Raw genomic sequence first — 26,602 nt, forward strand, 5'->3', positions numbered from 1 at the left:
GTCAGACGACCGTGGCGGGAATCCCCGGGCTCCGGCGGGGAGCGGAAACCGACGTCCCCGCCACGGCTGACCGGCGACCGCCCCCGCCCCCTTCCGCCCTCACGCTCCGTGCGGGACGCTCACGGGCAGGGCCCGAGGCGGTACCGTCCGCCGGAGGGCCGGAGGCGTAGCGTGGAAGCGGTCGCAACGAGGAGGCAGCAAGTGGTCGACGCAGATCAGACCTTCGTCATCGTCGGCGGGGGCCTCGCCGGCGCCAAAGCGGCGGAGACCCTCCGTGCCGAGGGCTTCAAGGGCCGTGTGATCCTCATCGGTGACGAGCGCGACCACCCCTACGAACGTCCGCCGCTGTCCAAGGGCTACCTCATGGCCAAGGAGGAGCGCGACGCCGTCTTCGTCCACGAGGCCGCCTGGTACGCCCGGAACGACATCGAGCTGCACCTCGGGCAGCCCGTCACCGCCGTCGACCGCGCGGCCCGGACCGTCCGCCTCGGCGACGGCACCACCATCCGCTACGACCGGCTGCTCCTCGCCACCGGCTCCGAGCCCCGCCGCCTCGACATCCCCGGCACCGCCCTCGCCGGAGTCCACCACCTGCGCCGGCTGGCGCACGCCGACCGGCTGCGCCACGTCCTGGCCGCTCTCGGCCGCGACAACGGCCACCTGGTGATCGCGGGCGGCGGCTGGATCGGGCTGGAGGTGGCCGCCGCGGCGCGCGGGTACGGCGCCGAGGTCACCGTCGTCGAGTCCGAGCCCACCCCGCTGCACCAGGTCCTCGGCCCCGAACTCGGTCAGATCTTCGCCGATCTGCACACCGAACACGGCGTCCGCTTCCAGTTCGGCGTCCGGCTCACCGAGATCGTCGGCCAGGACGGCATGGTCCTCGCCGTCCGCACCGACGACGGCGAGGAACACCCGGCCCACGCCGTCCTCGCCGCGATCGGAGCCGCCCCGCGCACCGCCCTCGCCGAATCCGCCGGTCTGGCCCTGGTCGACCGCGCCCACGGCGGCGGCATCGCCGTCGACGAGTCCCTGCGCACCTCCGACCCGGAGATCTTCGCGGCCGGCGACGTCGCCGCCGCCCACCACCCGCTGCTGCACACCCGCCTGCGCGTCGAGCACTGGGCCAACGCCCTCAACGGCGGCTCGGCCGCCGCCCGCGCCATGCTGGGCCGGCACGTCAGCTACGACCGGGTGCCCTACTTCTTCTCCGACCAGTACGACCTCGGCATGGAGTACTCGGGCTGGGCCCCGCCCGGCACGTACGACCAGGTCGTCCTGCGCGGCGACGTCGGCAAGCGCCAGTTCGTCGCCTTCTGGCTGAAGGACCGGCGGGTGCTGGCCGGGATGAACGTGAATGTGTGGGACGTCACAGAGCCGATCCAGCAGCTCGTCCGATCCCGGGCCCAGGTGGACCCGGACGCGCTCGCGGACCCCTCGACCCCCCTCGACGGCCTGCTCTGAGAACCCGCCCGGCACCGTAGGATTCACGCGTGGCAGGCAGGATCAACGATGACGACGTGAAGGCGGTACGGGACGCGGTCCCGATCGACGCCGTCGTGTCCGAGTACCTCCAGCTCCGCAACGCCGGCGGCGGAAACCTCAAGGGCCTGTGCCCCTTCCACGACGAGAAGTCGCCCTCCTTCCAGGTCAGCCCGAGCAAGGGCCTGTTCCACTGCTTCGGCTGCCAGGAGGGCGGCGACACCATCGCCTTCGTGATGAAGATCGACCACCTCTCCTTCTCGGAGACCGTCGAGCGTCTCGCCGCCAAGGCGGGCATCACCCTGCGCTACGAGGAAGGCGGCTACAACCCCGGCCACCAGCGCGGCGAACGCATCCGCCTGGTCGAGGCCCACAAGGCCGCCGCCCAGTTCTACGTCGACCAACTGGGCAGTGCCGAGGCAGAGATCGGCCGGAAGTTCCTCGCCGAGCGCGGCTTCGACCAGGCCGCGGCCGAGCACTTCGGCGTGGGCTACTCCCCGGCCGGCTGGGACCACCTCACCCGCTTCCTGCGCGGCAAGGGATTCTCCGACAAGGAGCTGACCCTCTCCGGGCTCTCCCAGGACGGCCGCCGCGGCCCCATCGACCGTTTCCGCGGACGCCTGATGTGGCCGATCAAGGACGTCGGCGGCGAGGTAGTCGGCTTCGGAGCGCGCCGGCTCCGCGACGACGACAACGGACCCAAGTACCTCAACACCCCCGAGACGCCGATCTACAAGAAGTCCCAGGTGCTCTACGGCATCGACCTGGCCAAGAAGGACATCGCCAAGGTCAGCCGCGCCGTCGTCGTCGAGGGCTACACCGACGTCATGGCCTGCCACCTGGCCGGCGTCACCACCGCCATCGCCACCTGCGGCACCGCCTTCGGCGGCGACCACATCAAGATCCTCCGCCGCCTCCTGATGGACAACGGCTCGGCCCGGGTGATCTTCACCTTCGACGGCGACGCGGCCGGTCAGAAGGCCGCCCTGCGCGCCTTCGAGGACGACCAGAAGTTCGCCGCGGAAACCTACATCGCCATCGCCCCGGACGGCATGGACCCCTGTGACCTGCGCCTGGCCAAGGGCGACCAGGCCGTCGCCGACCTGGTCGAGCCCCGCACCCCGCTGTTCGAGTTCGCGCTGCGCCAGATCGTGCGCCGCTACGACCTGGAGACCCCCGCGGGCCGGGCCGCCGCGCTCGACGAGGCGGCCCCGATCGTCGCCAGGATCAAGAACGTCGCCTCTCAGCACGAGGTCGCCGTCCAGCTCGCCGGCATGCTCGGCATCCTCGACACCCCCTTCGTCGTCCGGCGGGTCGCCCAGATCGCCCGCTGGGCGCGCGACCGCGGCGGCCGGGGCCCGGCGCCCACGCAGACGCGCCCCGCGCCCCCACCGCTCCAGGCACCCCCGTCGCCGACCGGCCCCGCACTCAACCTGCGCAGCCCCGCCCACCGCACCGAGCGTGAACTCCTCAAGCTCGCCCTCCAGCGCCCCGAGCTGGTCTCGCCCGCCTTCGACGCCTACGGCGCCGACGAGTTCACCGCCCCGCCCTACACCACCGTGCGCCAGTGCATCCAGGACGCGGGCGGCGCGACCGACGCCCCCGCGGACTACCTGACCGCCGTCCGTGAGGCCGCGCCCGACGACACGGTGCGCGCGCTCGTCACGGAACTCGCCGTCGAGACGATCTTCGCCAAGACCGTCGACGAGGCGTACGCGGGCGACCAGCTCGTCACGGTCCGCCTGCGCGCGGTGGACCGCCGCATCCGCGAGGTCCAGGGCAGCCTGGCGCGCCTCGGCGCCCACGGCGACCCCGAGCGGCTCGCGGCCGTACAGAACGAGCTGTGGGTCCTGACCCAGTACGGACAGTCCCTGCGTACCAACGGCGCCGCGGCACTCTGACCGGGCGCCGGCGCGCCCTCGCGGTCGGGCCGCGTGCGCGCACCGTGCCGGGCGGGCCGGTCGCCCGGCCCCGGCGCCGCGACCCCCCGTGAGACACCCGCCGTCGGGCCCGCCGACACCGGCCGTCCCCCTTCGTAGTCGCCCGCATCCAAAAAGTCACCGCACGCCCCTCGTGGCGGCGATGTGTCGTCCCCCACACTGGTGGGCGGTGCCTGAGCCCTCGGAGCGCGCCCCCGCGATTCCGCCCCTCGTGTACGGGACGGACCACCGCGGCCCGGCCGCCCCCGTCCCGCTGCCGTACGCCCCCGAACCGGCAGCGAACACCCTGGAGGTCGCCCCCGTGCAGACCCGGACCCTGCCCCCGACCCACGCCGTACCCGGACAGCGTCCGGCCGCCCACCACCCGGAGGCGCCGGAGCCCGCCCCGTCGGCCAGGCCCCTCCCCGGGCCCGCGGAGGGGCCGCACCCCACCGCCGCCGATCCGGCCGGCACACCCGCCGGGACCGAGGCGGCCGACGGACCCGAAGCACCGGAGGCGGCCGACCCGGCCGCTCCGGTGGAGACGACCGCGGCGCCGGAGAGCCCCGCCCCCCGCCGCGCCGAGCTCGCCGGCAACGGCCCCTCCTCCGACCTCTTCCGGCAGTACCTGCGCGAGATCGGCCGCATTCCCCTGCTCAGCGCCGAAGAGGAGGTCGAACTCGCCCGCCGGGTCGAAGCGGGCCTCTTCGCCGAGGAGCGGCTCGCCACCGCACCCGACCTCGACTCCCTGCTCGCCGTCGACCTCGACCGGCTGGTCGTCATGGGCCGGATGGCCAAGCGCCGTCTCATCGAGGCGAACCTGCGCCTGGTCGTCTCCGTCGCCAAGCGGTACATCGGACGTGGCCTCACCATGCTCGATCTGGTCCAGGAGGGAAACCTGGGTCTGATCCGCGCGGTCGAGAAGTTCGACTACGCCCGCGGCTACAAGTTCTCGACCTACGCGACCTGGTGGATCCGCCAGGCGATGTCCCGCGCCCTGGCCGACCAGGCCCGGACCATTCGCGTCCCCGTTCACGTCGTCGAGCTGATCAACCGGGTCGTCCGGGTCCAGCGCCGGATGCTCCAGGAACGCGGCTACGAACCCACGCCCGAAGAGGTGGCCGTCCAGCTCGATCTGACGCCCGAGCGGGTCGGCGAGGTCCTGCGCCTCGCCCAGGAACCCGTCTCACTGCACGCTCCCGTGGGCGAGGAGGACGATGTCGCGCTCGGCGACCTGATCGAGGACGGCGACGCCGCGTCCCCGGTGGAGTCCGCCGCCTTCCTGCTGCTGCGCGAACACCTGGAGGCCGTGCTCTCCACGCTCGGCGAGCGTGAGCGCAAGGTGGTCCAGCTCCGCTACGGCCTCGACGACGGCCGGCCCCGCACCCTGGAGGAGATCGGCCGGATCTTCGGTGTGACGCGCGAACGCATCCGCCAGATCGAGTCCAAGACCCTCGGCAAACTCAGGGACCACGCCTTCGCCGACCAACTCCGCGGCTACCTCGACTGAACACTCCCGCAACCGTGCGCGGTGACCCGTGAACCGGGGGAGGACCCGTGTCCCGGTACGAGACGCGGTCGTTCCGCCTCAGGACCGGGCGGCCCTCCCGCGGCCGAGGGCCGCGCCGGACGCCGCCACCTCCCCGCCGGCCCCGTCGTGACACGGCCCGCCGAGACGGTGCGCGGCTTCCGTCACCGCCGGGCGGCCCGAGCGCGTCCGGCGGTGACGGCGGACCCTCAGTCGACCTCGGCGACCGCCTGGGCGAACTGGGCCGCGTACAGCCGCGCGTACGCGCCGCCCGCCACCAGCAGCTCCTCGTGGGTGCCCTGCTCGACGATCGAGCCGTTCTCCATCACCAGGATCACGTCCGCGTCCCGGATCGTGGAGAGCCGGTGGGCGATCACGAAGCTGGTCCGCCCGTCGGCGAGCCGTGCCATCGCCTTCTGGATGAGCACCTCGGTCCGGGTGTCGACGGAGCTGGTCGCCTCGTCGAGCACCAGGATCACCGGGTCGGACAGGAACGCCCGCGCGATGGTGATCAACTGCTTCTCGCCGGCGCTGACCCCCGCCCCGTCGTCGTCGATGACGGTGTCGTACCCGTCCGGCAGGGTCCGGACGAACCGGTCGACGTGCGCGGCCCGCGCGGCCTCCTCGACCAGCTCCCGGGAGACCTTCCCGCTCGCCCCGTACGCGATGTTCTCCGCGATCGTCCCGCCGAACAGCCAGGTGTCCTGCAGCACCATGCCGATCCCGGCCCGCAGGTCCTCGCGGGACATCCGCGACACGTCGACGCCGTCGAGGGTGATCCGGCCGCCGGTCACCTCGTAGAACCGCATGAGCAGGTTGACCAGAGTCGTCTTGCCGGCGCCCGTCGGGCCCACGATCGCGACCGTCTGCCCCGGTTCCACCGCGAGCGACAGATCCTCGATGAGGGGCGTGTCGGCCTCGTAGCGGAAGGACACCTGCTCCAGCGCGACCCGGCCCTTCTCCGCCGCCTCGGACGGCCGCTCGCCCACCGGGACGTCCGGTGCCTGCTCCTCGGCGTCGAGGAGTTCGAAGATCCGCTCGGCCGACGCGACGCCGGACTGGACCAGGTTCGCCATCGACGCGACCTGCGTCAGCGGCATCGAGAACTGCCGGGAGTACTGGATGAACGCCTGCACGTCACCGATCGACAGCGTGCCCGAGGCGACCCGCAGACCGCCGACCACGGCCACCAGCACGTAGTTGATGTTCGAGATGAAGAACATCACCGGCTGCATGACGCCGCTGTTGAACTGGGCCTTGAACCCGGCCTCGTACAGGGCGTCGTTCTGCTCGCGGAAGTCGGCCGCCGACTCGTCCTGCCGCCCGAAGACCTTCACCAGCGCGTGACCGGTGTACATCTCCTCCACATGGGCGTTCAGCGTGCCCGTGGACTTCCACTGCTGCACGAAGTGCGGCTGCGAGCGCTTGCCGATCCTGGCCGCCACCACCACCGACACCGGCACGGTCACCAGCGCGACCAGCGCGAGCAGCGGAGAGATCCAGAACATCATCGCCAGCACGCCGACGATGGTGAGCAGCGAGTTGATCAGCTGCCCCATCGACTGCTGCAGCGTCTGCGAGACGTTGTCGATGTCGTTGGTGGCCCGGCTGAGCACCTCACCGCGCTTGGCCCGGTCGAAGTACGACAGCGGCAGCCGCGCCAGCTTCGCCTGGACGTCCGCGCGCATCCGGTACACCGTCCGGTTGATCACCTTGATCGACATCCGGGTGGAGACCAGCATCAGCAACCCGGCCACCAGGTAGACGACCAGCGCCCACAGCAGCACCTCGCCGACCGCCGTGAAGTCGATGCCCCGCCCCGGGGTGAAGTCGACCCCGGACAGCATGTCGGCCATGCCGTCGTTGCCGTCGTCCCGCAGCGACTCGAGCGCCTGCGCCTTGGTGGAGCCTTCGGGCAGCTGCCGCCCGACCACGCCCGCGAAGACCAGGTCGGTCGCCTTGCCGAGGATCTTCGGGCCGACCACCGAGGCCGCCACGCTGAGCACACCGGCTATGACCATCAGCCAGAGAGTGCTCCGCTCCGGCGCCAGTTGCCGCAGCAGCCGTTTGCCCGAGCCCTTGAAGTCCATCGACCTCTGGTCGGGGCCGCCGCCGGCCATCATCCGTCCGCCAGGACCGGCCATCAGGCTGCCTCCGCCTCGGTCAGCTGGGAGAGCACGATCTCCCGGTACGTCTCATTGCCCGCCATCAGTTCGTGATGGCGTCCCGCCCCTACGACCCTGCCCTGGTCCAGGACCACGATCCGGTCAGCGTCCCGGATCGTCGACACCCGCTGGGCGACGATCACGACGGTCGCGTCGGCGGTCTCCTCCGACAACGCGGACCGCAATAGCGCGTCCGTCTCGTAGTCGAGCGCTGAGAAGGAGTCGTCGAACAGGTAGATCTCCGGCCGCTGGACCAGGGTCCGCGCGATCGCGAGACGTTGGCGCTGCCCGCCCGACACATTGGTGCCGCCCTGCGCGATCGGCGCGTTCAGACCGGCCTCCAGATTCCGTACGAAGTCGGCGGCCTGGGCCACCTCCAGGGCGTGCCACAACTCCTCGTCGGTGGCGTCGGGCTTCCCGTACCGCAGGTTCGTCGCCACCGTGCCCGAGAAGAGGTACGGCTTCTGCGGGACGAGCCCGACCGTCCGCGCCATCAGCTCCGGGTCCAGAGTCCGTACGTCGACGCCGTCGACCAGGACCTCGCCGCCGGTCACGTCGAAGAGCCGCGGCACCAGACCCAGCAGCGTGGACTTGCCGCTTCCGGTCGAACCGATGATCGCCGTGGTCTCGCCGGGCCGGGCCTCCAGGGCGACCTCCCGCAGGACCGGTTCCTCTGCGCCCGGATAGCGGAAGTCCGCCGCCCTGACCTCCAGGTGCCCGCGCTGCCGCAGCTCGCGTACCGGCACCACGGGCGGCACCACGCTGGACTCGGTGGCCAGGACCTCCTCGATGCGTTCGGCGCACACCTCGGCCCGCGGCACCATCATGAACATGAAGGTGGCCATCATCACGGCCATCACGATCTGCATGAGATAGGCGAGGAAGGCGGTCAGCGCCCCGATCTCCATCCCGCCGCTGTCGATTCGGTGCGCTCCGAACCAGACCACCGCGATGCTGGAGACGTTCACCACCGTCATCACGGTCGGGAACATCAGCGCCATCAGCCGGCCGGTCGCCATCGACACGTCGGTCAGCTCCGTGTTGGAGCCCCTGAACCGCTCGCGCTCGTAGTCGTCCTTCACGAACGCCCGGATCACCCGGTTTCCGGAGATCTGCTCGCGCAGCACCCGGTTCACCGTGTCCAGCCGCTCCTGCATGGTCCGGAACAGCGGACGCATCCTCGTCACGATCAGGGAGACCGCGATGCCCAGGACCGGGACCACCGCCAGCAGCACCGCCGACAGCGGCACGTCCTGACCCAGCGCCATGATGATGCCGCCGACGCACATGATCGGCGCCGACACCATCAGGGTGAACGCCATGAGGACCAGCATCTGGACCTGCTGGACGTCGTTCGTCGTACGGGTGATCAGCGACGGTGCGCCGAAGTGCCCGACCTCGCGGGCCGAGAAGGACTGCACGCGCGCGAAGACCGCGGCACGCACGTCACGGCCCAGGGCGGACGCCGTGCGTGCCCCGAAGTAGACGGCGCCGACGTTGCAGACGACCTGGAGCACCGAGACCGCGATCATCAGGGCACCGAAGCGGAGGATGTAGCCGGTGTCCCCGTTCACCACACCGTTGTCGATGATGTCCGCGTTCAGCGTCGGCAGATAGAGGGAGGCACAGGTCTGCAGCAGCTGCAGGAGCACCAGCAGGGCGATGGGCTTCTTGTACGGTCCGAGGTGGCTTCGGAGGAGTCTTATGAGCACGGGTTCTACTATCGCCCGTCAGCCCCCGGCGTTACGACTCGGTTTTCTCCGCCCCCGGCGACCCCGGGAACTCGGCCCTGACCCCGGGCTCCTGAGCTCCCGCGTCCGCGTTCCGGCCCCCCGAGCACCCGCTCGGGGGGGCCGGGTGACTACGCGTCGAACGCGCCCGGGTGGGTCTGCTCCCGGGTCGCCCGGTACTGCTGCCGGACCGCCTGCCCCACCGCCAGCTCCTCGCCCGGTTCGAAGACCTGCGCCGCCGCACCCTGCCAGGCCGGCGGCGCGCCCGGCGAGAGCCTGCCGTGCGAGACACCGAGCGCCCACGCGGCCTGCCGTGCCGCGCCGCGCGCCGCGTAGTCCGCCGGCTGCGGGACGACGACCTGCGCTCCGAAGACCGCCGGGGCCAGTGCCTGTACGGCGGGCAGCTCCGCCGCCGCGCCCAGCAGGAACACCCGCCGCACCTCGACGCCCCGCCCGCGCAGTACGTCCATCGCGTCGGCGAGGGAACAGAGCATCCCCTCGAAGGAGGCCCGCGCGAGATGCTCCGGCTTCATCGACTCGCGGCGCAGACCGCTGAGGGTGCCCGCGGTGTGCGGAAGCTGCGGGGTGCGCTCGCCCTCCAGATAGGGGAGGAGGACCAGGCCGGAGGAGCCGGGGGTCGACTTCAGGGCGAGGGCCGACAGTTCCTCCAGGCTGTCCACGCCCAGCATCTCGGCGGTTCCGCGCAGCGCCCGGACCGCGTTCGAGGTGTGCACGACGGGCAGGTGCATGCCGGTCGCGTCGGCGAAGGAGGTGATCATGCCCTGCGGGTCGGCGAGCGCCTGGTGGTGCACGGCCATCACCGAACCGGAGGCTCCGAGCGACACGACCGCGTCCCCGGGGCCGAGCCCGAGGCCGAGTGCGGCGGCCATCGTCTCGCCCGTACCGGCGGAGATCAGCAGGCCCTCTGGGGTGGTGCCGGCCGCCTCGGCGGGGCCGAGCACCTCGGGCAGCACGGCCTGATGGCCGAGCGCCAGCTCGACGAGATCGGGACGGTAGGCGTCGGCGCCGGCCGACCAGTAGCCGGTCGCCGAGGCGGCGCCGCGGTCGGTGGTGCGCCGCAGCGGCCTGCCGAGCAGCTGCCAGACCAGCCAGTCGTGCGGCTGGAGGACCATCGCGACACGCTGGGCGTTCTCGGGCTCGGTGCGGGCCAGCCAGCGGAGCTTGGCGACGGGCTGTCCGGCCTGCGGCACCGATCCGACGGCCTCGGCCCAGGCCCGACGTCCGCCGAACGCCTCGACGAGGTCGGCGGCGGCGACCTGTGCCCGCCTGTCGTTGCCGACCAACGCGGGCCGCACCGGGGTGCCCTGCTGGTCCAGAGTCACAAGACCATGCTGCTGAGCGGAGACGCCGATGGCCTGCACACCCTCCAACAGCCCGCCGGCCGCGGCCTCGCCGAGCGAGAGCAGCCAGCCTTGCGGATCGACGTCGACGGCCTTCGGGTCGCCCGGATGCGGGGCATAGCCCTGCCGCAGCACGGCACCCGTGTCCGCGTCACAGACGACGATCCGTGTGAACCCCGAAGAGCTGTCCAAGCCCGCGACTATCCCCATGGCAGGAGATTCTGCCGCACGCGGAGGAGTAGGGGGAGCGCTGACGGGGTATGAGGGGTCTTTTCAGGCACCCCCGGCGACCGTCCGGGGGCCCCGGAGCCATGGAACACACGGACGCCGCCACGCGGACGTCCGTGGGGAAGTCCGCCGCGTGACCTTGCCCACGGGGCCTGGCGGCGTCAGGTGTTGCTGACGCCCCAGTCGTCCTCGGTCACCTGGCCGTTGTGGTGGCGCAGGGCGTGGATTCGCTCGGTCATCGCTTCGGGCAGTCTGTCGCCGACCTTGTCGCTCACCGCGTGGAGAGCCTTTCCGGCCACCTGGCGCCCGGTCTGTGCCGCGGATTCGGCCGCGTTGCGCACGGCGGGATTCTGCGAGAACTCGCGCGCGGACTTCTTCATCTGCTCGTAGCGCTCGCGCCCGGCCCGCGTCCCGATGACGTAACCGAGGGCCAGTCCCACGACGAACGTCAGCTTGTACCGCACGGCGGCACCACCCTTCCCTGGAAGTTCCCTGATGCCTCACTGGTGCCCACGAGCGCCCGCGGCATACCGATTGGCGGAGCACCCCCCTGCTTGCGCTAATGTATGTGTCGCAGCGAACGAGCGCCGCCCGGGACGCCCGAGGTGCGTACGTTCGGTGCAACGCAGCAATCCCCTGTAGCTCAATTGGCAGAGCAGCCGGCTGTTAACCGGCAGGTTACTGGTTCGAGTCCAGTCGGGGGAGCGCGATCCCCTGTAGCTCAATTGGCAGAGCATTCGGCTGTTAACCGGAGGGTTGCTGGTTCGAGTCCAGCCGGGGGAGCGAAAAGAAAGAGGACCCTGAGGGGTCCTCTTTCTTGTGCCCGGGAACCAACCCGTGCGGTGCGTAGTCCTCATGGTCGTGGATGCCGTGAGCCACAGCGAGAGATCGTATGAGCGGCTATGCTGCGGCAGACGGCGCGCACACGTGTACGCGACACGCCGTTGAGGGGCGGTAGCTCAGCCGGTTAGAGCAGCGGACTCATAATCCGTCGGCCGTGGGTTCGAGTCCCACCCGCCCCACTACGGCAGAAACGTCGTGACCAGCCAAAACGCCGGTTTCACGCTAGGTCGGTGGTCGCGTTCGCCGCACGAACGCCGCACCGAAGCGCCGTACGATCACTCTCATGGCGTACATCAAGACCAATTCCCGGCTGTCCGGAGACCCCTCCTATACCGTCATGTGGCGGGCCGGTGGGACCCGAACGGGCCAGTGGTGCCGCGAGACGTTCGACGACGAGACGCTGGCGGAACGTTTCCGCGACCTGGTCAATGGTCACGGACAGCAATGGCCCCCGGGGTGGGTCAAGGGCGAGGGCTTCGTCGAGATCAGCGAGCCGTCGGCACCAGACGCGGAGAAGTTTCCGGCCTACGCCCACGCCTACGTAGGGCTCCTGACGGACATATCCGAGCACACCAGGACCAACTACACGAGGTTCATCGACAACCACATGGTCCCGTGGTTCGGAGAGCTGTCCGTGTCCGATCGAGGGGAGAAGCTCACCCGCGATCACGTCAGCCGGTGGATCCTGGACCTTCAGGACGGGAGGCCGGGCCCCCTGCATGCTCCGGGGACGAAGCGCCGCGCGTACGCGGCGAAGACGATCGCCAACCTCCACGGCCTGCTCTACAGCATCCTCCAGTCAGCCGTGGACTCCGATCCGGCACTGCGTGACTCGAACCCCTGTGTGCACACGAAGTTGCCCAAGGGGAACGACACGGAGGACGACGAGGTGTTCCTCGAACCTGAGGAGTACGCCCTACTGCGGAGGCATGTACGTGCCGATGCTGTCGACATCATCGACGCGCTGGTGAGCACCGGCCTCAGGTGGGGTGAGGTGACGGCGCTGCAACCTCGGGACTTCACCTTCGTGTCCAAGAGGCCGACGCTCCGCGTGCAGCGCGCGTGGAAACGGCGAGGCGAGGGCGGGACATTTCTCGGGGCCCCCAAGACGAAGAAGTCGCGCCGCACGCTCGTGCTCACTCCTGAGCAGGTGCAGCTGTTCCAGCGGATCTGCAAGGGGAAGAAGCCGACCGACCTGGTCTTCACCGCACCAGAGGGCGGAGCCTGGCACTCCGGTGTGTTCCACGCACACCGCTGGAAGCCTGCCCTGGACGCAGTCAACGCCGCCGGTCTCACCAAGCGCCCACGCATCCACGACCTGCGCCACACTCACGCTTCCTGGCTAATCGCCGGCAAGGTCCCCCTGCCCGTGATTCAGGCCCGCCTCGGCCACGAGTCGATCACGACGACCGTCGACCGATACGGACACCTCCTGGAGTCCTCGGACGACGAGGTCGTGGCAGCCGTCGAATGGGCGATGGGCGCAGCGATCCCGCAGGACCTCGCCGAGGCCGCCTGACTGGGTGCGCGTCAGAAGGGCGGAGTGTCACCTACCCGTCCTCCGGCGCGGTCCGCGCGCGTGCGCACCCAGAGCTTGTAGTTGCCTAGGTCCTGAGGTCCGCGATCCACTCTGAACAGCGGAACCTGGGCGTACTCCCAGTCCACCAGGAAGGGGTCGTATCGGTCGAGGTTCAGGAGCGCGTCGGCAAGGATCGCGGAAACAGCCTGGTCATTCTTGAAGAGGTCCTGCGTCTTCTGATGACGCCAGAGCTCATTCAGCTCCTCGATAGCTTGTGCCTGAGCGTCCAGGACAGTAGGACGAGCGCAGGGCCCCAGGTGCGCTAGCAAGCGCAGCGTCGATCCCCGATAGCCGCCCGGGATGCCCGAGCTGTGTAGCGAGTCCTCAAGGGTTGCTAGGACTGTGGCGGTCGTGAGGCTGGGGTCTTCTCGTCTGGCGTCGACGCTGATGACACTGCCCGCGCTCATGTCGCGGCGGTGCGCGCCCTCTGCGCCGTACCCGATGTCGGAGAGGGCATCGGTCACGATGAACCGCAACGCACGACGGTTTTGAACGCTCAGGTCTGAGGGCCGCGCCCACTCGATGCGCAGGGCGAGTACCGGTGCTGGTGTTGGTGCTTCGATCTCGGATGGGATCGTTCGTTCCGCGGAGAGTTGGCTCGACGGCGCATGGTTGTCGTCTGCTCCCGTCGCTGCCAGCCAGAGGCCGTGCAGCCTCTGTTCCTCTTCCGAGAAAGCGGACCCCGGGATGAATTCGCACAGAGCCTCCGCGAGTACCTGGATCAGCCCCCACGACGGCAAGCGATCACTTGAGAAGGCGTCGTAGACCCTGCTCTTGCTTGCGACTCTCGGACCTATGAGCTTGGCGAGATCTCGGGTGGAAGGTCGGCCGGCACGCCGATGCAGGTCGTGCAGCGCAGTGTTCAAGTCCTTCAGCCCGCCGTCCGGCAGGTTCGGCCGCTTCAGCCCTGGCATAGCCCCCCCGGCAGCTGTCCGATTCCGTCCTATGGTGTCCGACAACGACCGCCGACGTCTAGCACCGTCCACCTCAATGACCTTCAGATCAGGCTGATCGGAGTGCAGTCGAGGTCAGGAGGCGTAGGGGATGACACTGTCCACTCCCTTTTGGGAGGCCGTTGTGGAGGGGGTGTTGGCGGAGGTGATCGGTTCCGTGGTCATGGTGGGGTTGTTGGCTGCTGTCCGCTCAGTGCGGCGGAAGGAGCGCCAGCCGGGGGATACGGAAGGTGGTCAGACGTAGTCACGTAGGCGGGGCCGGGGCACGCCTTACCCACCGCTCCGTGGAACCTCAGCTCACCAGAGGCTGAGTGGCCGACCAGCCGACATGGCAGCTCGGATGCGGCCCGCGATCTCCTGGTCTGACTCGCGGTTCTCTCGGCCGGCCCGGATGGCGGCGCCTATCGCGCGGGAGCGTCCGGCCGGGCCGCGGAGGTCGGCCAGAGGGCTGCCCGGGTTTCTGCGGCGGGCCAGCCACTCGGCTCGGTTCTCTGCCGCCGTGCCAAGCCGAAGGTGTGTCGGCTGCTGGCAGGAGTGGTTGTCGCAGGTGTGGCACACGGTCGGGCTGTCGGTACCCCAACCGAGCCGAGGGATGACACCGTGCGCGAGCTGGTACCCGTAGAGGTGGCCGGGCACCGTGCCGCGTCGCGTCCTGCCCGGCCGCGACGCGGCCCTGAAGCTGGCGTGGCCGGTGCTGGAGATCCCGCCGAAGAAGAACCAGCAGTCTTCGGTTGACGAGGTTCGGTAGACCTTTGCCCAGTACCGGGCTTGAACTGACTCGTTGGCCAGCCAGACCGACCACTCAACAGCCGGTATGCGCACCGGTGTTGGTTCACCGATGAGGGCTAGTTGCTCATCACGGTGAACGGGCCCGGACTCGTTCACCGCCGTGAGCGGGAAGAGTCCGGGCCCGAGGTCGTTCTCAGGCGGCATCAGCCCGGCTACCGTCCGCTGTGATGACCGGGGCCGGGATGTGCGAGGTCGAGGAAGCCGCATCCGTCCCATCCGCGCGAGGCTTACGGGGCCGGGTGGGACGGGGGCGCTCGGCGCGGGCCCGCAGCGACTCGATGATCTCCTTCGCCCGAGCGGCGGTAACAGGCTTCGCCTCGCGTTCCAGCTCCTCCGCCGGCACGCCAAGAAGCTCCGAGACCAACTCGGCGTCGTTGTCGAACAGCCGCAGAACCACAGCGGCAGCTTCTCGTGCGGAGGCGTCGGCCTCCTCCTTCGCCTTGGCCGCCTTCACCGCGGCCTCACGCGCGGTCAGCGCGTTCGTCGCGGCCATCTCCCGCGTCTTCGCCTTCAGCGCTTCAGCAGCGCGAACCCGCCGCCGCAGCTCCGCCGCGCTCACCGGTCCTGCCGAAGTGGTGCTCACCTGTGCCCCCAGTCCTGTTCGAAATACTGCTCATCGCGCGCACCGTAGGCACAGGTCCGCGGACATCTCGAACCACGAGTTCGTTGGGTGTCGGCCAGGGCGAAAGGCTGCCTCCGGCGGGTCCTCCTCGGAGGGGGTGGGGGCTGGTTGTTTGGGTGCGGGTGCGTTGTGGTGCGGGTGAAGGCGGGGTTCCCTCCTCGGCCGGACACCCGGGGGCGTACCAGGAACCCGGACACGGCGTCCAGGCCGAGCCGCTGCGCGGTCGCTTCGCGAGCCAGGACACCGCGCCCGGAACCCTGGTACGGCGGAGCTGTCCGACCGAGGAGGGAACCCCGCCAAGGCCCGTTGTGGCCGGGCCCGGCCGGGCGGGTGCGGGTCGGGCGTGGTGAGAAAAGGCCAGGTCAGAGCGTATATTCGGGTTGACCCAACCCCCTAGAACGTGGTTTAATTAGTGATGTCGGAAGGGGAGGGCAACCCCCAGCCGGCGAACGGCGGGCCGACCGGCCGCCGACAACCTCTCTCACCAGGAGAACGTACGTGAGCACTACGAAGGCCCCCGCGAAGCTCGATACCATCCGTGCTCTGCTCGCCAAGGCGGAGGACCCCCGTACGCCGGAGTCGGAGGCGGAGTTGGCCCGGAAGCGGGCGTTCGAGATGATGGCGAAGTACGGCGTCGAACAGGCGATGCTCAACGACGCCAACCCGGCCAGCGACGCCCCCACAGACCGGAAGATCGTTCTGGACAACCCGTGGGCGATGGAGCGGGTCCGCCTCATCAACCGCATCGCACTCGCCCTCGGCTGTGAGCTGATCCACCTTGGCCGAGACGGCAGCGGCCCGGCCCGCCGGGTGCACATCTTCGGGTACGCGAGCGACCTTCAGCGTGTCGAACTGCTCTACACCTCTCTTCTGCTCCAGATGAACAGCGGACTGGCCGCTCAGTCAGTCCCGCCGGGCCAGGGTGCGCGTGCCTGGCGTCGGTCCTGGCTCCTCGGCTTCATCAACCGGGTGGGTGACCGCATCGAGGAGGCCGAGCGCGGCGCACGCGAAGAAGCCAGGGGCGAGACCAGCGCCACCGGCCGCAGCGCGGCCCTCGTGCTTGCGGACCGCAAGGCCGTCGTCTCGCGCAGCTACCAGCAGGCATACCCGCGTGCACGGAAGGGCGGCACCACGACCATGACCGGCAACGGGTACGGGGCCGGATGGATCGCGGGAAGCCGCGCCGACATTGGCGGTAAGCGGATCGGCCGCACCACGGCCGGGTCCATAGCTGCGTAGCCCCGTCAGGGCCGGGGGCGGCCGTCCGCCGCCCCCGGCCGCCGAGCCCGCGACCGCCACCCTAGGAGGCATGACCGTGCCGACACGAAAGCCACCGGCCACCCCCGCCCGCATCCTCACCGCCGCCGCCGACCACATCGAACGCGTCGGTCTCTACCAGGGTGACCACCTCTGGCAGCCCGGCCGGATGGGCGACACCGCCCCGTGCACCGTGTTGCACGCGTGGGAGCGCGGCGTGCGCACCGTCCGGCCCCGCTGGTCCGTACGCGGTGAACCGTGGGACATCTTCCAACGCGCCCTGTTCGACTCCCTTGTAGTGCTCAGCGACCACGCGAACGGCCATCCCGTGTCCGGCGTCCGGTGGCGAAAGCTCAAGCTCACCGAGGACGCCTACCGGCGCACCCTGCTGTGGTGCTGGGGGGACGAGCCCGAGCGGACCACCGCCGAGGCCGCCGCGATGATCCGCGCCGCCGCAGCGCTGCACCCGAGTGACGACGATCACAGCACCCCCGGTTGCCCCACCCTCAAGAACATGGTTTAATTAATGGTGCCGGAAGGGGGAGGGCAACCCCCCGACCGACACCTTCACCGGGCCGAACGGCCCGAAGGACTCTCACCAGGAAGAGAAGGACCGATGACGAACACCAAGACCCAGGCCGGCGTCCAGACTGCCCCTGCCCCGTGGCCGACCCTGACGGTCGCCGAGCTGGCCGCGCACCCCGGCAACGTCCGCGCCATCGAGGCCCCGGCCGATCTGCTGGCCGACGTGAAGGACAACAGCGTCGTGGAGCCGCTGTACGTCGTGCGCACCCACGGCGACGTGCCGCAGGTCATCGACGGGTTCCAGCGGCTGGCCGCCGCCGTCGCCGCAGGGCTGGAGACCGTTCCGGTCACCCCGCGCCCCGTGATCCGGATCGACGCGCTCACCCCGCACCCGAAGAACGTCCGCGAAGACCTGGACCTGAACGCGCCGTTCGTGGATTCGCTCCGCACCGAGGGGTGCCGCATCCCCGTCAAGATCCAGCGACTCGACGGCGGAGTCCTCCAGGTCAACGACGGAAACCGCCGCTACCACGCCGCGACGGACGCGGGTCTTACCCACCTGCCGTACGAGTGGGAGGACGACGACCGCGACGCGGCGGGCCAGTTCCTCGACATGATCACGACCGCACAGCACCGCAAGGGCCTGAGCACTTCCGAGATGAACCAGGCGATGTTCAGCGCAGCCGAAGCGGGCGCGCAGGTGGGCCGCATCGCCAAGGCCGCAGGCGTGCGGCAGAAGGACGTCAAGACGCTGGTCAAGGTCCGGTCCGACGAGAAGCTGTCGGCCGCCGTCAGTGGCGCGAGCAGCTACGAGTGGACGTTCGAGCACCTGGCCGCGCTGTCGGAATTCGCGGACGACGCCGAAGCGCTCGCCGCGATCACCGGGGCCGCCGCCGACGACGACGCCGACGAGGGAGACGTTGACTGGGCCATCGCCGTTGAGCGGACCAAGCGCGACAAGCGGACCAAGGCCGAGGCCCACCGCGCCGAGCTGGAGGCGGCCGGGCAGAAGATCAGGGACGCCGAGGAGCTGTCCGAGCGCGCCATGCCCGTATGGCGGCTGCGCGGCATCAGCGCCGAGGAACACGCCGAGTGCAAGGGCCTGGTGTGGGTGTTCGACGAGCGGCGCGCAGACCGGTACGAGCCCTACTGCTCCGCTCCCGGCCTGTACGGGCACACCGTGCCCGAGGGCAGCAGCGGCACCGGCGGGACGAAGACCGCCGCCGAGGTCGAGGCCGAGCGCGCCGCCCGCGCAGCGGTCAAGAAGGGGAACATCGACTGGGACGCGGCCGAGGCCCTGCGTCGGAAGTGGATCGCCGACCTGATCAAGCGACGCAACCTTCCGAAGGCCAGCACCAACACCCTGATCGGCCACGTCAATAACGCTCTTCTGAATGGCAGTTGGGGAATCTGTGACGACCTGAACAAGGAGGCAACGACCGAGATCCTGGCATCCTTCCTGGGGCTCAGCACCGAGCAGGCCAAGGACCGGGGCAGCTTCGCCGGGCACGTCGCCCAGGACCCGCGCCGGGCCCCGCAGCTTCAGTTCGCTGCCATCGCGGCCGTCCGGGAGAAGTGCGCGAACCGGTCCGCGTGGAGGACGGACAGCCAGCGCGCCCCGTGGACGCGGACGCCCACCGGCCGATGGTTCCAGGTGCTCGCGTCCCTCGGGTACCCGCTCACGCCCATTGAGCAGTCGGTCGTGGACGATGAGCCCTACGACCCGTCGAAGAAGAAGCCCCGCGCGATCACGTCCGGCAACGAGCCGAAGACCGAGCAGGAGCCGGGCACCGACGAGGAGGCGGGCGAGCCGGAGGCCGAGGAAGCCGACGACCCGGCCAGCGACGACGAAGCCGCCGCCTAACCACCTCAGCCGCCCGACGCCGGGGGCGGGAAACCCTCCTGCCCCCGGCCACCCCAGGAGCCCCACGGTGACCCGTACAGCTCTGTTCGAGACCCACGCCGACGACCACGGTTGCGGATGCGTCCCCGCCCCCGCCGAGCCCGACCCCGGCACCACCACCGACATCATGCAGGCCCGCGCCATCGCGTCCGGTCTCGCAGAGTTCGGCATCGGGCCCGCCCGCTGGTCCGCCGCCTACGACCACGAGGCCGCCGCCGTCGTCCTGCGCGTGGACACCCCGCGCGGACTGTACGCGCTCGCCATCCCGGCCCCCGGCCAGCCGTTCCCCGTCCGCCACCGTGGCGAGCGCATCGGGGCGCTGGACTGCCGCCGTACGTACGGCACCGCCGACAGTTACACCGCCGCCCTGTTCGCCGCGTTCCTGCGCGACCGCGCTGCACTCGACATCCCCGGGCGGGATGCTTGCCCCACACCCCAAAACATGGTTTAATTAATGGTGCCGGAGGGGGAGGGCAACCCCTCTCCGAGACCACGGGCCGCCAGCCGGCCCGACCCCGGCCGTACGCGGAGGGCAACCCGCCCGGCCGGGCCCGCGATTCCTCTCTCACCAGCAGGAGCACCCACGATGACCAGCGCAGCCATGCGGTTTTCCATCCCCGCGACCGCCCAGTTCCGCGTCCGTCAGCTTGTCGAGGCCACCAACGCCCGCGCTGCCGTCCACCACCTCAGCGCGTACGCGCTCGACATTTCCGAGCCGTTCCTTGCCGACTACCACGACATCGACGGCCGCCTGATCGGCAAGCGCCCCACCGTCACCGTGACGATCTCCGGTGACATCCCCCGTCACCACGGCTGGACCGTCATCGCCCGCCTGGACCACGACGAAGAGGGCGAGACGATCACCAGCCTGTTCCCCGGTCTGCCCGAGCAGGACGCCGAGGCCGCGCGCCAGTACCGCGCCATCCAGAACTTCTGCCACGGGTGCGCCGTCGCCCGCCACCGCACCGCCACCTATCTCGCCCGCCACGAGAACGGCGAGATGCGGCAGTTGGGCACGACGTGCGTCGAGCCGTACACCGGTCTGCCCATCAAGGGCCTTGAGGCCCTGTGGCGGTTCGGCACGCTGAAGGACTCCGACTGGGACGGCGAGGGGGGTGGCGTCCCGGCCGATCTCCGTGTCCCGGTGATCGAGGTCCTGCGGGTGACCGCCGCCATCGTGAAGACGGAGGGCCGGTTCTACAGCCGGTCCGAGCAGTGGAAGAACACCCCGCCGACCGCCGACGGCGTCGAAGCGTACTTCTTCGACCGCAAGGCCCCGATGGACTGGCGGGCCGCCATCGACGCCGACCCCGACGCGCCGACCACCGCCGCCGCCGTCCAGGCATGGGCCGTCCAGGGATACGGCAGCCTCTCCGACTACCGCCACAAGGTCGGCCAGTTGGCGAAGGGCGAGACCGTCGACCCGCGCCATCTGCCGACGCTCGTGTCCGCCATCGCGGGTTGGTACCGCGACCAGGAGAAGGAGACCAGCGAGCGGGCCGCGCAGAACAGCAAGCCGCAGGGCAGTGTGGGCGAGCGCATCACCACCACCGCCACCGTCACCACCGTGATCGAGCTGGAGGGCCGGACGTACGGCTACCAGACCCAGCGCCGCCGACTGGTGAAGTTCCAGGACCCGAGCGGGAACGTGTTCGTCTGGTTCAGCTCCGCCGCCGACGTGCCCGACCAGGGCGACGAGGTCGAGCTGACCGGCACGGTCAAGGACCACAGCATCTACGGCGAGACCGCACAGACCGTGCTCACTCGGTGCCGCGTCGCCGCGCGCGAACCGGTCGCCGCGTAGCAGCAGCCCCGGCCGGGCGGGAGCCGCCACCCGGACGGACCCCGGCCGCCGGGCCGTGGGGTGGACGGCGTCGAGCCGCCCACCCCACGCTCCGCCCACCACCGTCCGGACCCCGCCCGCGTCGGCGGCCGGCGCCAGTCACCGGCCCCCGCAGAAAGGGCGTCCCTCTGGGACGGCTCAGCCTGGCCCGGCTCGCAGCCGGCCGGAACGTCCGGGCCGCGGGCGGCCCTCCCGCCCCGTCCGGACGCCGGGCCAAAACGGGCGTGCCCTCCGGGCACGACGGCACTGTCCGTCGCGCTCCGCGCGACCACGGGCGGCACCTCCCCGGCGGAGGAACGGTCCGCCGCCGACTGCACCACCGAGACGCCGAGAAACCCCCATGCCTGAGAGCGCGTCCGCCGTGCAACGTCAGGCCGCCGCAGTCAGCGAGGGCATGACCACCGTGTGCCGCAGCCGATCCGGCGCCGCGACCGCCGCACGGCGAGCGCAGGATGGCTTGACGTTGTGCCCGTGGGAGGAGCGTGCCGCCCGGGGGCGACGCCCGTCACTCGTTCCGCCACTCGTCGCGCAGCCGGCGTATCGCGGTGATAGCTCGTACTGCTTTCTCGGCAAGCGACGGCACCTGATCGAGAACGTAGCCGAGCACGAGAACGCACCCACCGAGCACTGCCACTGAAGCTGTTGCCCATCCGACCGTTTCCATGCGTCCGACGTACCTTCCGTGAAGGTGGTCGGTTCGGTGGCATGGCTGCTCGAACCGACCACTGTTGCTCCCAGTGATCAGGTCGAGAACCAGGCACCGCACGCCGTACTCGGGTATGGACTTGTATCGGAGCGGCAGCTCCGTTCTCCCCGGATGCCCGAAGGCGAGGAAGGCGACCGGGTTTGTGCAGTGCGGTGACTTCACCCGATAGCCAGGAGCCTAGGTTCCATCGCCCGACGACGCCGAAGAGCGAGAATCACTCGCGCCGTTACTAATTCGTGACAGTCGGCAGGCTGGGCGGCGTTGCGTGGCGTGCACCACGAGCAATCTATTTTCAGACCGGCCCCGAGTCTGGAACCCCGTCGATCGAGGGGCGTTGGGTGCCGGCCAGGGCGAAGGGCTGCCTCCGGCGGGTCCTCCTCGGAGGGGGTGGGGGCGGGTTGTGCGGGTGCGGGTGCGTTGTGGTGCGGGTGAAGGCGGGGTTCCCTCCTCGGCCGGACACCCGGGGGGGGCGTACCAGGAACCCGGACACGGCGTCCAGGCCGAGCCGCTGCGCGGTCGCTACGCGAGCCAGGACACCGCGCCCGGAACCCTGGTACGGCGGAGCTGTCCGACCGAGGAGGGAACCCCGCCCAGGCCCGTTGTGGCCGGGCCCGGCCGAGCGGGTGCGGGTCGGGCGTGGTGAGAAAAGGCCAGGTCAGGGCCGGTGTCCGGGTTGACCCAACCCCTAGAACGTGGTTTAATTAGTGATGCCGGAAGGGGAGGGCAACCCCCAGCCGGCGAACGGCGGGCCGACCGGCCGCCGACAACCTCTCTCACCAGGAGAAGGACGATGAACACGCCTCTCACCGTCGCGGAACTGTCCCACCCGATCGCCCTCGAACTTGGCGGAAACTGGCGACCGCAGCCCGCCCGCCACGGCGTCCAGGAGTTGGACCACGCCGCCACCTTCGCCCACCTGGACGGTCGACAGCTCCACCTCTCCGAGCGGTTCGACGACCCCGGCCACCTGCACATCCGAGGCGCATTCCCCGCCACCGACTACCCGTTCCGCAGGGGCGAGCGCGACACTGTCCGAGTCGCCATGAACGAGGACCCGGCGGACATCGCGGCCCGGATCGCCGCCGACCTCATCCCCGCGCACCGCGACGTTCACGAGCGGGTGAAGGAGCATAACCGCGCACAGGCCGAAATGCGCCGAGACGTCGAGAAGGCCGCACGTGATCTCTCCGAGCGACTTCCCGGAGCGCGAACCCGCATTGATGGCACAACCGCTTTCGTTTACATGAATCTTGAGCCGGGCGAAGTCCGTATTGGACTCGACGGCGACACGGTGAGTCTCGTACTCAACGACGCGCCCCGGATCATCGCCGACGCCGTCGTATTCGCAGTGAGCCGATTCCTTCCCCATGTGCAGACCCCCGAGGGGGAGCGCGGCGAATACGTCGACGGATACGCCCTCTAATTCTTCGTGCGTCACGGCGGCGCGCTGTCCCTGCGCGCCGCCCCCTCCAGAAAGGCCCCCAGGATGAGCGCAGACGTGTTCACTATCGAGCCGCAATGGCTTGTGCAGGCCCCGCATCTTCGGTGCACCCTCAAGCGCGCCCTTGCCCTCCAGGCCACACGTAACGTGTGGTCCGGTACCGAGCACATCAACAACGCCGTGGCGATGGCCTATGGCGATCAACTCCCGGATTCAGGCCGATGGGAACTGACCCGCTCACAACTCCGCACGCTCAAAATCGCCATTGAATGGCGCAGGGCCACGCGCGCGGCCAGCGACAAGGAGACCGCCCCCGATATCCTCGACCGCTGGACGCGAATAGAGGACGAGGTCATAGCCGCATATCGCGCCGTGAGCAACGAAGCAGGCTTGTACTGGATTTAGGGGTTGCCGATCACTCTAGAACATGGTTTAATTAGTGGTGTCGGAAGGGGGAGGGCAGCCCCCCGGTCGACGCCCCCGAGGGTCAGCCGGCCCCGGACGTATCTCTCACCAAGAGGACCGCGACATGCCCCGTAAGCCGAAGATGACCGACGAAGAGCGCCGGGCCTACTCCGCCAAGATGCGCGGTGAACTCGAAGCCGTCATGGATCGTGCGTACGGCGCAATGGTCGGCAGCGAAGACTTCTGGGCCGTCGTCATGCGCACGGCCGCGAACCTGACCCACACGGAGCGCGACGATCGCAGCCCCACCAACTGCATCGCCATCGCCGCCCAGTGCCCGAACGCCACCCACGTACTCAGCTCCGGAGACTGGCGAAAGGCCGGACGCTTCCCGGTCAAGGGGTCCACCTCCCTCCGTATCTGGACGCCAATAAAGCGCCGGACCGAGGACACCCAGGAGGCCACAGCCGCCGCCGACGGTGGGCAGCGAGAGGCCAACGGCGAGGCCGTCGAGGGCCAGGGACGCAAGGTCTCCGGCTTCAAGGCCGGGCCGGTCTTCGACATCAGCCAGACCGACGGCGACGCCTACGAGCCGCCCGCCGCCGCCCCGCTCGCCCCCGAGGTCATCCGCGATGCCCTGGTGAGCCAGTACCGCGACCAGTACCACGAGGACCCCGAGCAGGCCGGGGGGTTCGACTTCACCCAGGAGGCCCCCGACAACGCCGTCCGTATCCTGCTGTACGGCCACGCGTGGCGACGCATCACCGAGGCGGACGCCCCCCTTCCCGGCCAGCACGCCGCCGAAGTCGCCTCAGCCGCCCACGTCGCCGCGCTCATCCTCGGAATCACCCCGGGCCCCGCCGTCATGCCGCCGCTCGCGGGCATCATCACCCAGGACAAGAAGCCCCCGGTGCACGAGTCCGCCGTCCGGGCCATCGAGACCGGCCGCGCCATCGCCCGCGCCGTCACGACGGCCGCAGAGCGCCGCCGTGAACTCGCCGTGACGGGTTGACCCACACCTAATAACATGGTTTAATTAATGGTGTCGGAAGGGGGAGGGCAACCCCCCGACCGGCACCCCCGCCGGAGCCAGACGGCCCCGGCGGAACCTCTCACCAGACAGGGACACGACATGCTCACCACCGCACCGAAGCCGACCGTCCAGGACTTCCCCACCGCGACGCTCGTGATCGGTGGCCCCTGGTTCCGGGGCCACCAGCTCGACACCCGCCCCGCTGTCGTCGTCGGACCTTTCGGCGGGCCGGAGTTCGCCGACGAGGCCACCATGGCGGTCGTCTGGTTCTTCACTCTCGGTGCCCCGCAGCCGGGCGACAGCGTCCAGGCGATGTTCCCGCATGAGCTGACCCCGCTGGACGACACGTTGACCACGATGCACGGCGACACCTTCCGCGACATCGCCAGCAACCTGCGCCGGGGACGGTTCGCCTACGACGACGGGAACGCGCTCCGCGCCGCCGTCCGCCAGGCATGGCGCGAGCGGACCGGGCTGGCCGCCGCCGACCCGGCCGCCCGGCACACGCTCCACCGCAGCTGACACCGGGCCCCGCCGGTCCGGGGGAGGGCAACACCTCCGGACCGGCAGGCCCCCAGCACACCAGCGGACACCCCTTCGGGGCGGCAGGACAGGTCCGGTGCGTTCACCGCCGCCGGCCGACTCCGCCGCAGGCGGCTCCGCCGACCGACGACGGGCACCGGACCGCAGCGGACGCGCCCCGCGGGGGCGCGACAGCCCCTGTCGTCGCGCAGGCGCGACGACCCGCGAGCCGATCGTCCCTCACGGCCCGCGCCGGTGGTGCAGCGCCGCTGCCAACGCACGGTCCGCCCTGCGGCCGGACCACAAACTCTCACCAGAAAAGACCAGTTCAGTGACTATCGAGATCACCCACACCCGCCGCGAAGGAACTCTGATCGAGGGGACCAGCCGGGGCGACGGATCGGCCGAGATCCTGCGACTCCGTGAGTACGGTCGCACCCAGCGCCAGCCCTTCCGCTGGAGCAGGAACCTTGACTGCTGGTACCTCCCCCACAGCCGCGACCACGCCACCTACACCCCTTCGCTCGAACTCCTCGCGCAGCGACTCCGAGACAAGGGGTTCGAGGTCACGCTGACCGTCGACAACGCCGACCGCCGGAGCTTCAGCGAGGCCGAGGAGGAGCGGGAGGAGAAGGCCGACGGCCGCGCCGATCGGTTCGGGGAGTACGCCGCCAACGCCGCCCAGTCCTCCGAGGCCGCGTGGAAGAAGAGCCACGACATATCCGAGCGCTTCGCCTTCGGTCAGCCGATCCTCATCGGTCACCACTCCGAGGGCCGCGCCCGCCGCGATCACGCGCGGATGGACGACGCGATGCGCAAGAGCATCAGCGAGAGCGACCGCGCCGCCCACTGGACCGGCCGGGCGCAGGCCGCCGCGAACTACCAGCATTTCAAGAAGGACCCCGGCCGCACGCTCCGCCGACTCGACAAGCTGCGGGCCGACCTCCGCGCGGTCGAGAAGTGGCAGCGCGGGGAGTCCGCCAAGGGGTTCTCCCGGAACCCGGCAGACCCGGAGCTGCAAATCGAGCACCAGGAGCTGACCGAGGAAATCGCCCACTGGGAGAAGGTCATCGAGGACGCCGAAGCCGAAGGCTTCAAGGTCTGGTCGCGGGCCGACTTCAAGCGCGGGGACTTCGTTCTCTACCGAGGTACCTGGTACGAGGTCCTGCGGGTCAACCCGAAGTCCGTGACCATCCCGCACATCCACAACAGCATCGGAAAGCGCATCGTCCGCGCCACCGGCAACCAGCACGACGACTGGACATGGACCGCCCCCTACGACGGCGTATCCGGACGTAAGAGCGCCGACGAGATGCAGCAGCCGCCCCAGACCCCGGCCACCGAACCGCAGGTACCAGCCGAGCAGTCCCCGGCGGTCGAGGAACCGGTACCGGCCGGGGAGCCGACCACCGCAGCGGCCTCCGCCGCAGGTGCGAGCTGGCTGGACGGCATGGCGCTGGTGCTGATCGCCTCGAAGAACTCCCCGCGCCGTCGCAAGCGCGCCTTGTGGGCGATGACCCGCCGCGAAGCGCAGGCAGTGTGCGGCGACCCCCGCACCTCCGGCCGCTCCTACATGCTCACCTGGACCGACCGGCCGGGCACCGAGGGCGCTGACTGGGAATGGGTGGCGGACAACAGCAGCCACGCCCCGATGCTCGCCGAGCTGGGCATCACCCCGCGCCGTGAGTGGACCGCCACCCCGCAGGCCACGGACGCCGAGGCCGCGTAACCGCGCCCCCGCCCGCCCCGGCGGCCGAGCACGCCAGGGCGG

21 protein-coding genes and 3 tRNA genes are annotated in these 26,602 nt (G+C 70.2%); 18 read left to right on the forward strand and 6 right to left on the reverse strand.

The window, feature by feature from the left end; translation table 11 throughout:
- The first annotated feature begins 201 nt into the window (after positions 1-201).
- The 3 genes from OG393_RS22505 (at position 202) to OG393_RS22515 (ending at position 4,908) form a co-directional block, all read left to right on the forward strand.
- Positions 202-1,461 carry an NAD(P)/FAD-dependent oxidoreductase gene (locus OG393_RS22505; protein ID WP_327376487.1) on the forward strand — a complete coding sequence of 420 codons (1,260 nt, stop codon included), beginning with the start codon at positions 202-204 and terminating at the stop codon, positions 1,459-1,461.
- 29 nt (positions 1,462-1,490) lie between these two features.
- A complete protein-coding gene (dnaG, locus tag OG393_RS22510) occupies positions 1,491-3,380 on the forward strand; it encodes a DNA primase (protein ID WP_327376488.1) in 1,890 nt (629 codons plus the stop codon).
- A 208-nt stretch (positions 3,381-3,588) separates the two neighbouring features.
- Entirely contained in the window at positions 3,589-4,908 is a 1,320-nt protein-coding gene (locus tag OG393_RS22515) for an RNA polymerase sigma factor (RefSeq protein WP_442817346.1), read from the forward strand.
- A 227-nt stretch (positions 4,909-5,135) separates the two neighbouring features.
- On the opposite strand, the gene OG393_RS22520 is transcribed toward OG393_RS22515, so the two are convergent.
- From OG393_RS22520 to OG393_RS22535, 4 genes are all read right to left on the reverse strand, one after another.
- Entirely contained in the window at positions 5,136-7,070 is a 1,935-nt protein-coding gene (locus tag OG393_RS22520) for an ABC transporter ATP-binding protein (protein WP_327376490.1), read from the reverse strand.
- The gene (locus OG393_RS22525) at positions 7,070-8,803 is read right to left on the reverse strand and encodes an ABC transporter ATP-binding protein (protein ID WP_327376491.1); all 1,734 of its coding nucleotides are present in this window, start codon (positions 8,801-8,803) and stop codon (positions 7,070-7,072) included. Before OG393_RS22525 ends, OG393_RS22520 begins: the two co-directional genes overlap by 1 nt.
- 149 nt (positions 8,804-8,952) lie before the next feature.
- Positions 8,953-10,392 carry an FGGY family carbohydrate kinase gene (locus OG393_RS22530; RefSeq protein WP_327376492.1) on the reverse strand — a complete coding sequence of 480 codons (1,440 nt, stop codon included), beginning with the start codon at positions 10,390-10,392 and terminating at the stop codon, positions 8,953-8,955.
- Between the two features lie 179 nt (positions 10,393-10,571).
- Positions 10,572-10,874 carry a YtxH domain-containing protein gene (locus OG393_RS22535; RefSeq protein ID WP_327376493.1) on the reverse strand — a complete coding sequence of 101 codons (303 nt, stop codon included), beginning with the start codon at positions 10,872-10,874 and terminating at the stop codon, positions 10,572-10,574.
- Positions 10,875-11,042: 168 nt separating this feature from the next.
- On the opposite strand from OG393_RS22535, the gene OG393_RS22540 reads away from it, so the two are divergent.
- The 4 genes from OG393_RS22540 (at position 11,043) to OG393_RS22555 (ending at position 12,772) form a co-directional block, all read left to right on the forward strand.
- Positions 11,043-11,115: transfer RNA gene (locus OG393_RS22540), tRNA-Asn, on the forward strand.
- 5 nt (positions 11,116-11,120) lie between these two features.
- Positions 11,121-11,193 (forward strand) — tRNA-Asn (locus OG393_RS22545).
- Positions 11,194-11,358: 165 nt separating this feature from the next.
- A tRNA-Ile gene (locus OG393_RS22550) sits at positions 11,359-11,432 on the forward strand.
- A gap of 104 nt (positions 11,433-11,536) precedes the next feature.
- A complete protein-coding gene (locus OG393_RS22555) occupies positions 11,537-12,772 on the forward strand; it encodes a tyrosine-type recombinase/integrase (RefSeq protein ID WP_327376494.1) in 1,236 nt (411 codons plus the stop codon).
- Positions 12,773-12,783: 11 nt separating this feature from the next.
- Here the strand turns inward: OG393_RS22555 and OG393_RS22560 are convergent, their stop codons facing one another.
- On the reverse strand, positions 12,784-13,746 hold the full coding sequence (locus OG393_RS22560; RefSeq protein WP_327376495.1) for a hypothetical protein: 963 nt from the start codon (positions 13,744-13,746) through the stop codon (positions 12,784-12,786).
- Between the two features lie 961 nt (positions 13,747-14,707).
- Positions 14,708-15,133, reverse strand: coding sequence for a hypothetical protein (locus tag OG393_RS22565; RefSeq protein ID WP_327376496.1), 426 nt, complete (start codon positions 15,131-15,133; stop codon positions 14,708-14,710).
- 561 nt (positions 15,134-15,694) lie between these two features.
- Here OG393_RS22565 and OG393_RS22570 point away from each other — a divergent pair.
- The 11 genes from OG393_RS22570 (at position 15,695) to OG393_RS22620 (ending at position 26,560) form a co-directional block, all read left to right on the forward strand.
- Positions 15,695-16,435, forward strand: a complete 741-nt coding sequence (locus tag OG393_RS22570) for a DUF2786 domain-containing protein (protein WP_327376497.1) — start codon at positions 15,695-15,697, stop codon at positions 16,433-16,435.
- A gap of 70 nt (positions 16,436-16,505) precedes the next feature.
- Entirely contained in the window at positions 16,506-16,976 is a 471-nt protein-coding gene (locus tag OG393_RS22575) for a DUF6197 family protein (protein ID WP_327376498.1), read from the forward strand.
- Positions 16,977-17,069: 93 nt separating this feature from the next.
- Positions 17,070-18,842, forward strand: coding sequence for a ParB/RepB/Spo0J family partition protein (locus OG393_RS22580; protein ID WP_327376499.1), 1,773 nt, complete (start codon positions 17,070-17,072; stop codon positions 18,840-18,842).
- 67 nt (positions 18,843-18,909) lie between these two features.
- Positions 18,910-19,332, forward strand: a complete 423-nt coding sequence (locus OG393_RS22585; RefSeq protein ID WP_327376500.1) for a hypothetical protein — start codon at positions 18,910-18,912, stop codon at positions 19,330-19,332.
- 135 nt (positions 19,333-19,467) lie between these two features.
- Complete coding sequence (locus OG393_RS22590; RefSeq protein WP_327376501.1) at positions 19,468-20,685, forward strand: hypothetical protein; 1,218 nt, start codon at positions 19,468-19,470, stop codon at positions 20,683-20,685.
- A 379-nt stretch (positions 20,686-21,064) separates the two neighbouring features.
- Positions 21,065-21,361 carry a hypothetical protein gene (locus tag OG393_RS22595; protein WP_327376502.1) on the forward strand — a complete coding sequence of 99 codons (297 nt, stop codon included), beginning with the start codon at positions 21,065-21,067 and terminating at the stop codon, positions 21,359-21,361.
- A gap of 859 nt (positions 21,362-22,220) precedes the next feature.
- The gene (locus OG393_RS22600; protein WP_327376503.1) at positions 22,221-22,853 is read left to right on the forward strand and encodes a hypothetical protein; all 633 of its coding nucleotides are present in this window, start codon (positions 22,221-22,223) and stop codon (positions 22,851-22,853) included.
- Positions 22,854-22,916: 63 nt separating this feature from the next.
- Entirely contained in the window at positions 22,917-23,276 is a 360-nt protein-coding gene (locus OG393_RS22605) for a hypothetical protein (protein ID WP_327376504.1), read from the forward strand.
- Between the two features lie 124 nt (positions 23,277-23,400).
- A complete protein-coding gene (locus OG393_RS22610) occupies positions 23,401-24,288 on the forward strand; it encodes a hypothetical protein (RefSeq protein ID WP_327376505.1) in 888 nt (295 codons plus the stop codon).
- A gap of 120 nt (positions 24,289-24,408) precedes the next feature.
- Positions 24,409-24,831 (forward strand): DUF6409 family protein, encoded by a 423-nt coding sequence (locus OG393_RS22615; protein ID WP_327376506.1) that lies wholly within the window; start codon positions 24,409-24,411, stop codon positions 24,829-24,831.
- A gap of 331 nt (positions 24,832-25,162) precedes the next feature.
- Positions 25,163-26,560, forward strand: a complete 1,398-nt coding sequence (locus OG393_RS22620) for a DUF3560 domain-containing protein (protein WP_327376507.1) — start codon at positions 25,163-25,165, stop codon at positions 26,558-26,560.
- The last annotated feature ends 42 nt before the right edge of the window (positions 26,561-26,602 follow it).

This window comes from Streptomyces sp. NBC_01216 (assembly GCF_035994945.1).
In the GTDB taxonomy this organism is placed as follows: domain Bacteria; phylum Actinomycetota; class Actinomycetes; order Streptomycetales; family Streptomycetaceae; genus Streptomyces.

Excerpts from the sequence above, each read along its gene's own strand:
- OG393_RS22575 (WP_327376498.1), top strand. The coding sequence starts at position 16,506 with ATGACCGTGCCGACACGAAAGCCACCGGCCACCCCCGCCCGCATCCTC.
- OG393_RS22615 (WP_327376506.1), top strand. The coding sequence starts at position 24,409 with ATGCTCACCACCGCACCGAAGCCGACCGTCCAGGACTTCCCCACCGCG.
- OG393_RS22555 (WP_327376494.1), top strand. The coding sequence starts at position 11,537 with ATGGCGTACATCAAGACCAATTCCCGGCTGTCCGGAGACCCCTCCTAT.
- OG393_RS22530 (WP_327376492.1), bottom strand. The coding sequence starts at position 10,392 with ATGGGGATAGTCGCGGGCTTGGACAGCTCTTCGGGGTTCACACGGATC.
- OG393_RS22520 (WP_327376490.1), bottom strand. The coding sequence starts at position 7,070 with ATGGCCGGTCCTGGCGGACGGATGATGGCCGGCGGCGGCCCCGACCAG.
- OG393_RS22605 (WP_327376504.1), top strand. The coding sequence starts at position 22,917 with ATGAGCGCAGACGTGTTCACTATCGAGCCGCAATGGCTTGTGCAGGCC.
- OG393_RS22595 (WP_327376502.1), top strand. The coding sequence starts at position 21,065 with ATGCCTGAGAGCGCGTCCGCCGTGCAACGTCAGGCCGCCGCAGTCAGC.
- OG393_RS22600 (WP_327376503.1), top strand. The coding sequence starts at position 22,221 with ATGAACACGCCTCTCACCGTCGCGGAACTGTCCCACCCGATCGCCCTC.
- OG393_RS22580 (WP_327376499.1), top strand. The coding sequence starts at position 17,070 with ATGACGAACACCAAGACCCAGGCCGGCGTCCAGACTGCCCCTGCCCCG.
- OG393_RS22590 (WP_327376501.1), top strand. The coding sequence starts at position 19,468 with ATGACCAGCGCAGCCATGCGGTTTTCCATCCCCGCGACCGCCCAGTTC.
- OG393_RS22560 (WP_327376495.1), bottom strand. The coding sequence starts at position 13,746 with ATGCCAGGGCTGAAGCGGCCGAACCTGCCGGACGGCGGGCTGAAGGAC.
- OG393_RS22610 (WP_327376505.1), top strand. The coding sequence starts at position 23,401 with ATGCCCCGTAAGCCGAAGATGACCGACGAAGAGCGCCGGGCCTACTCC.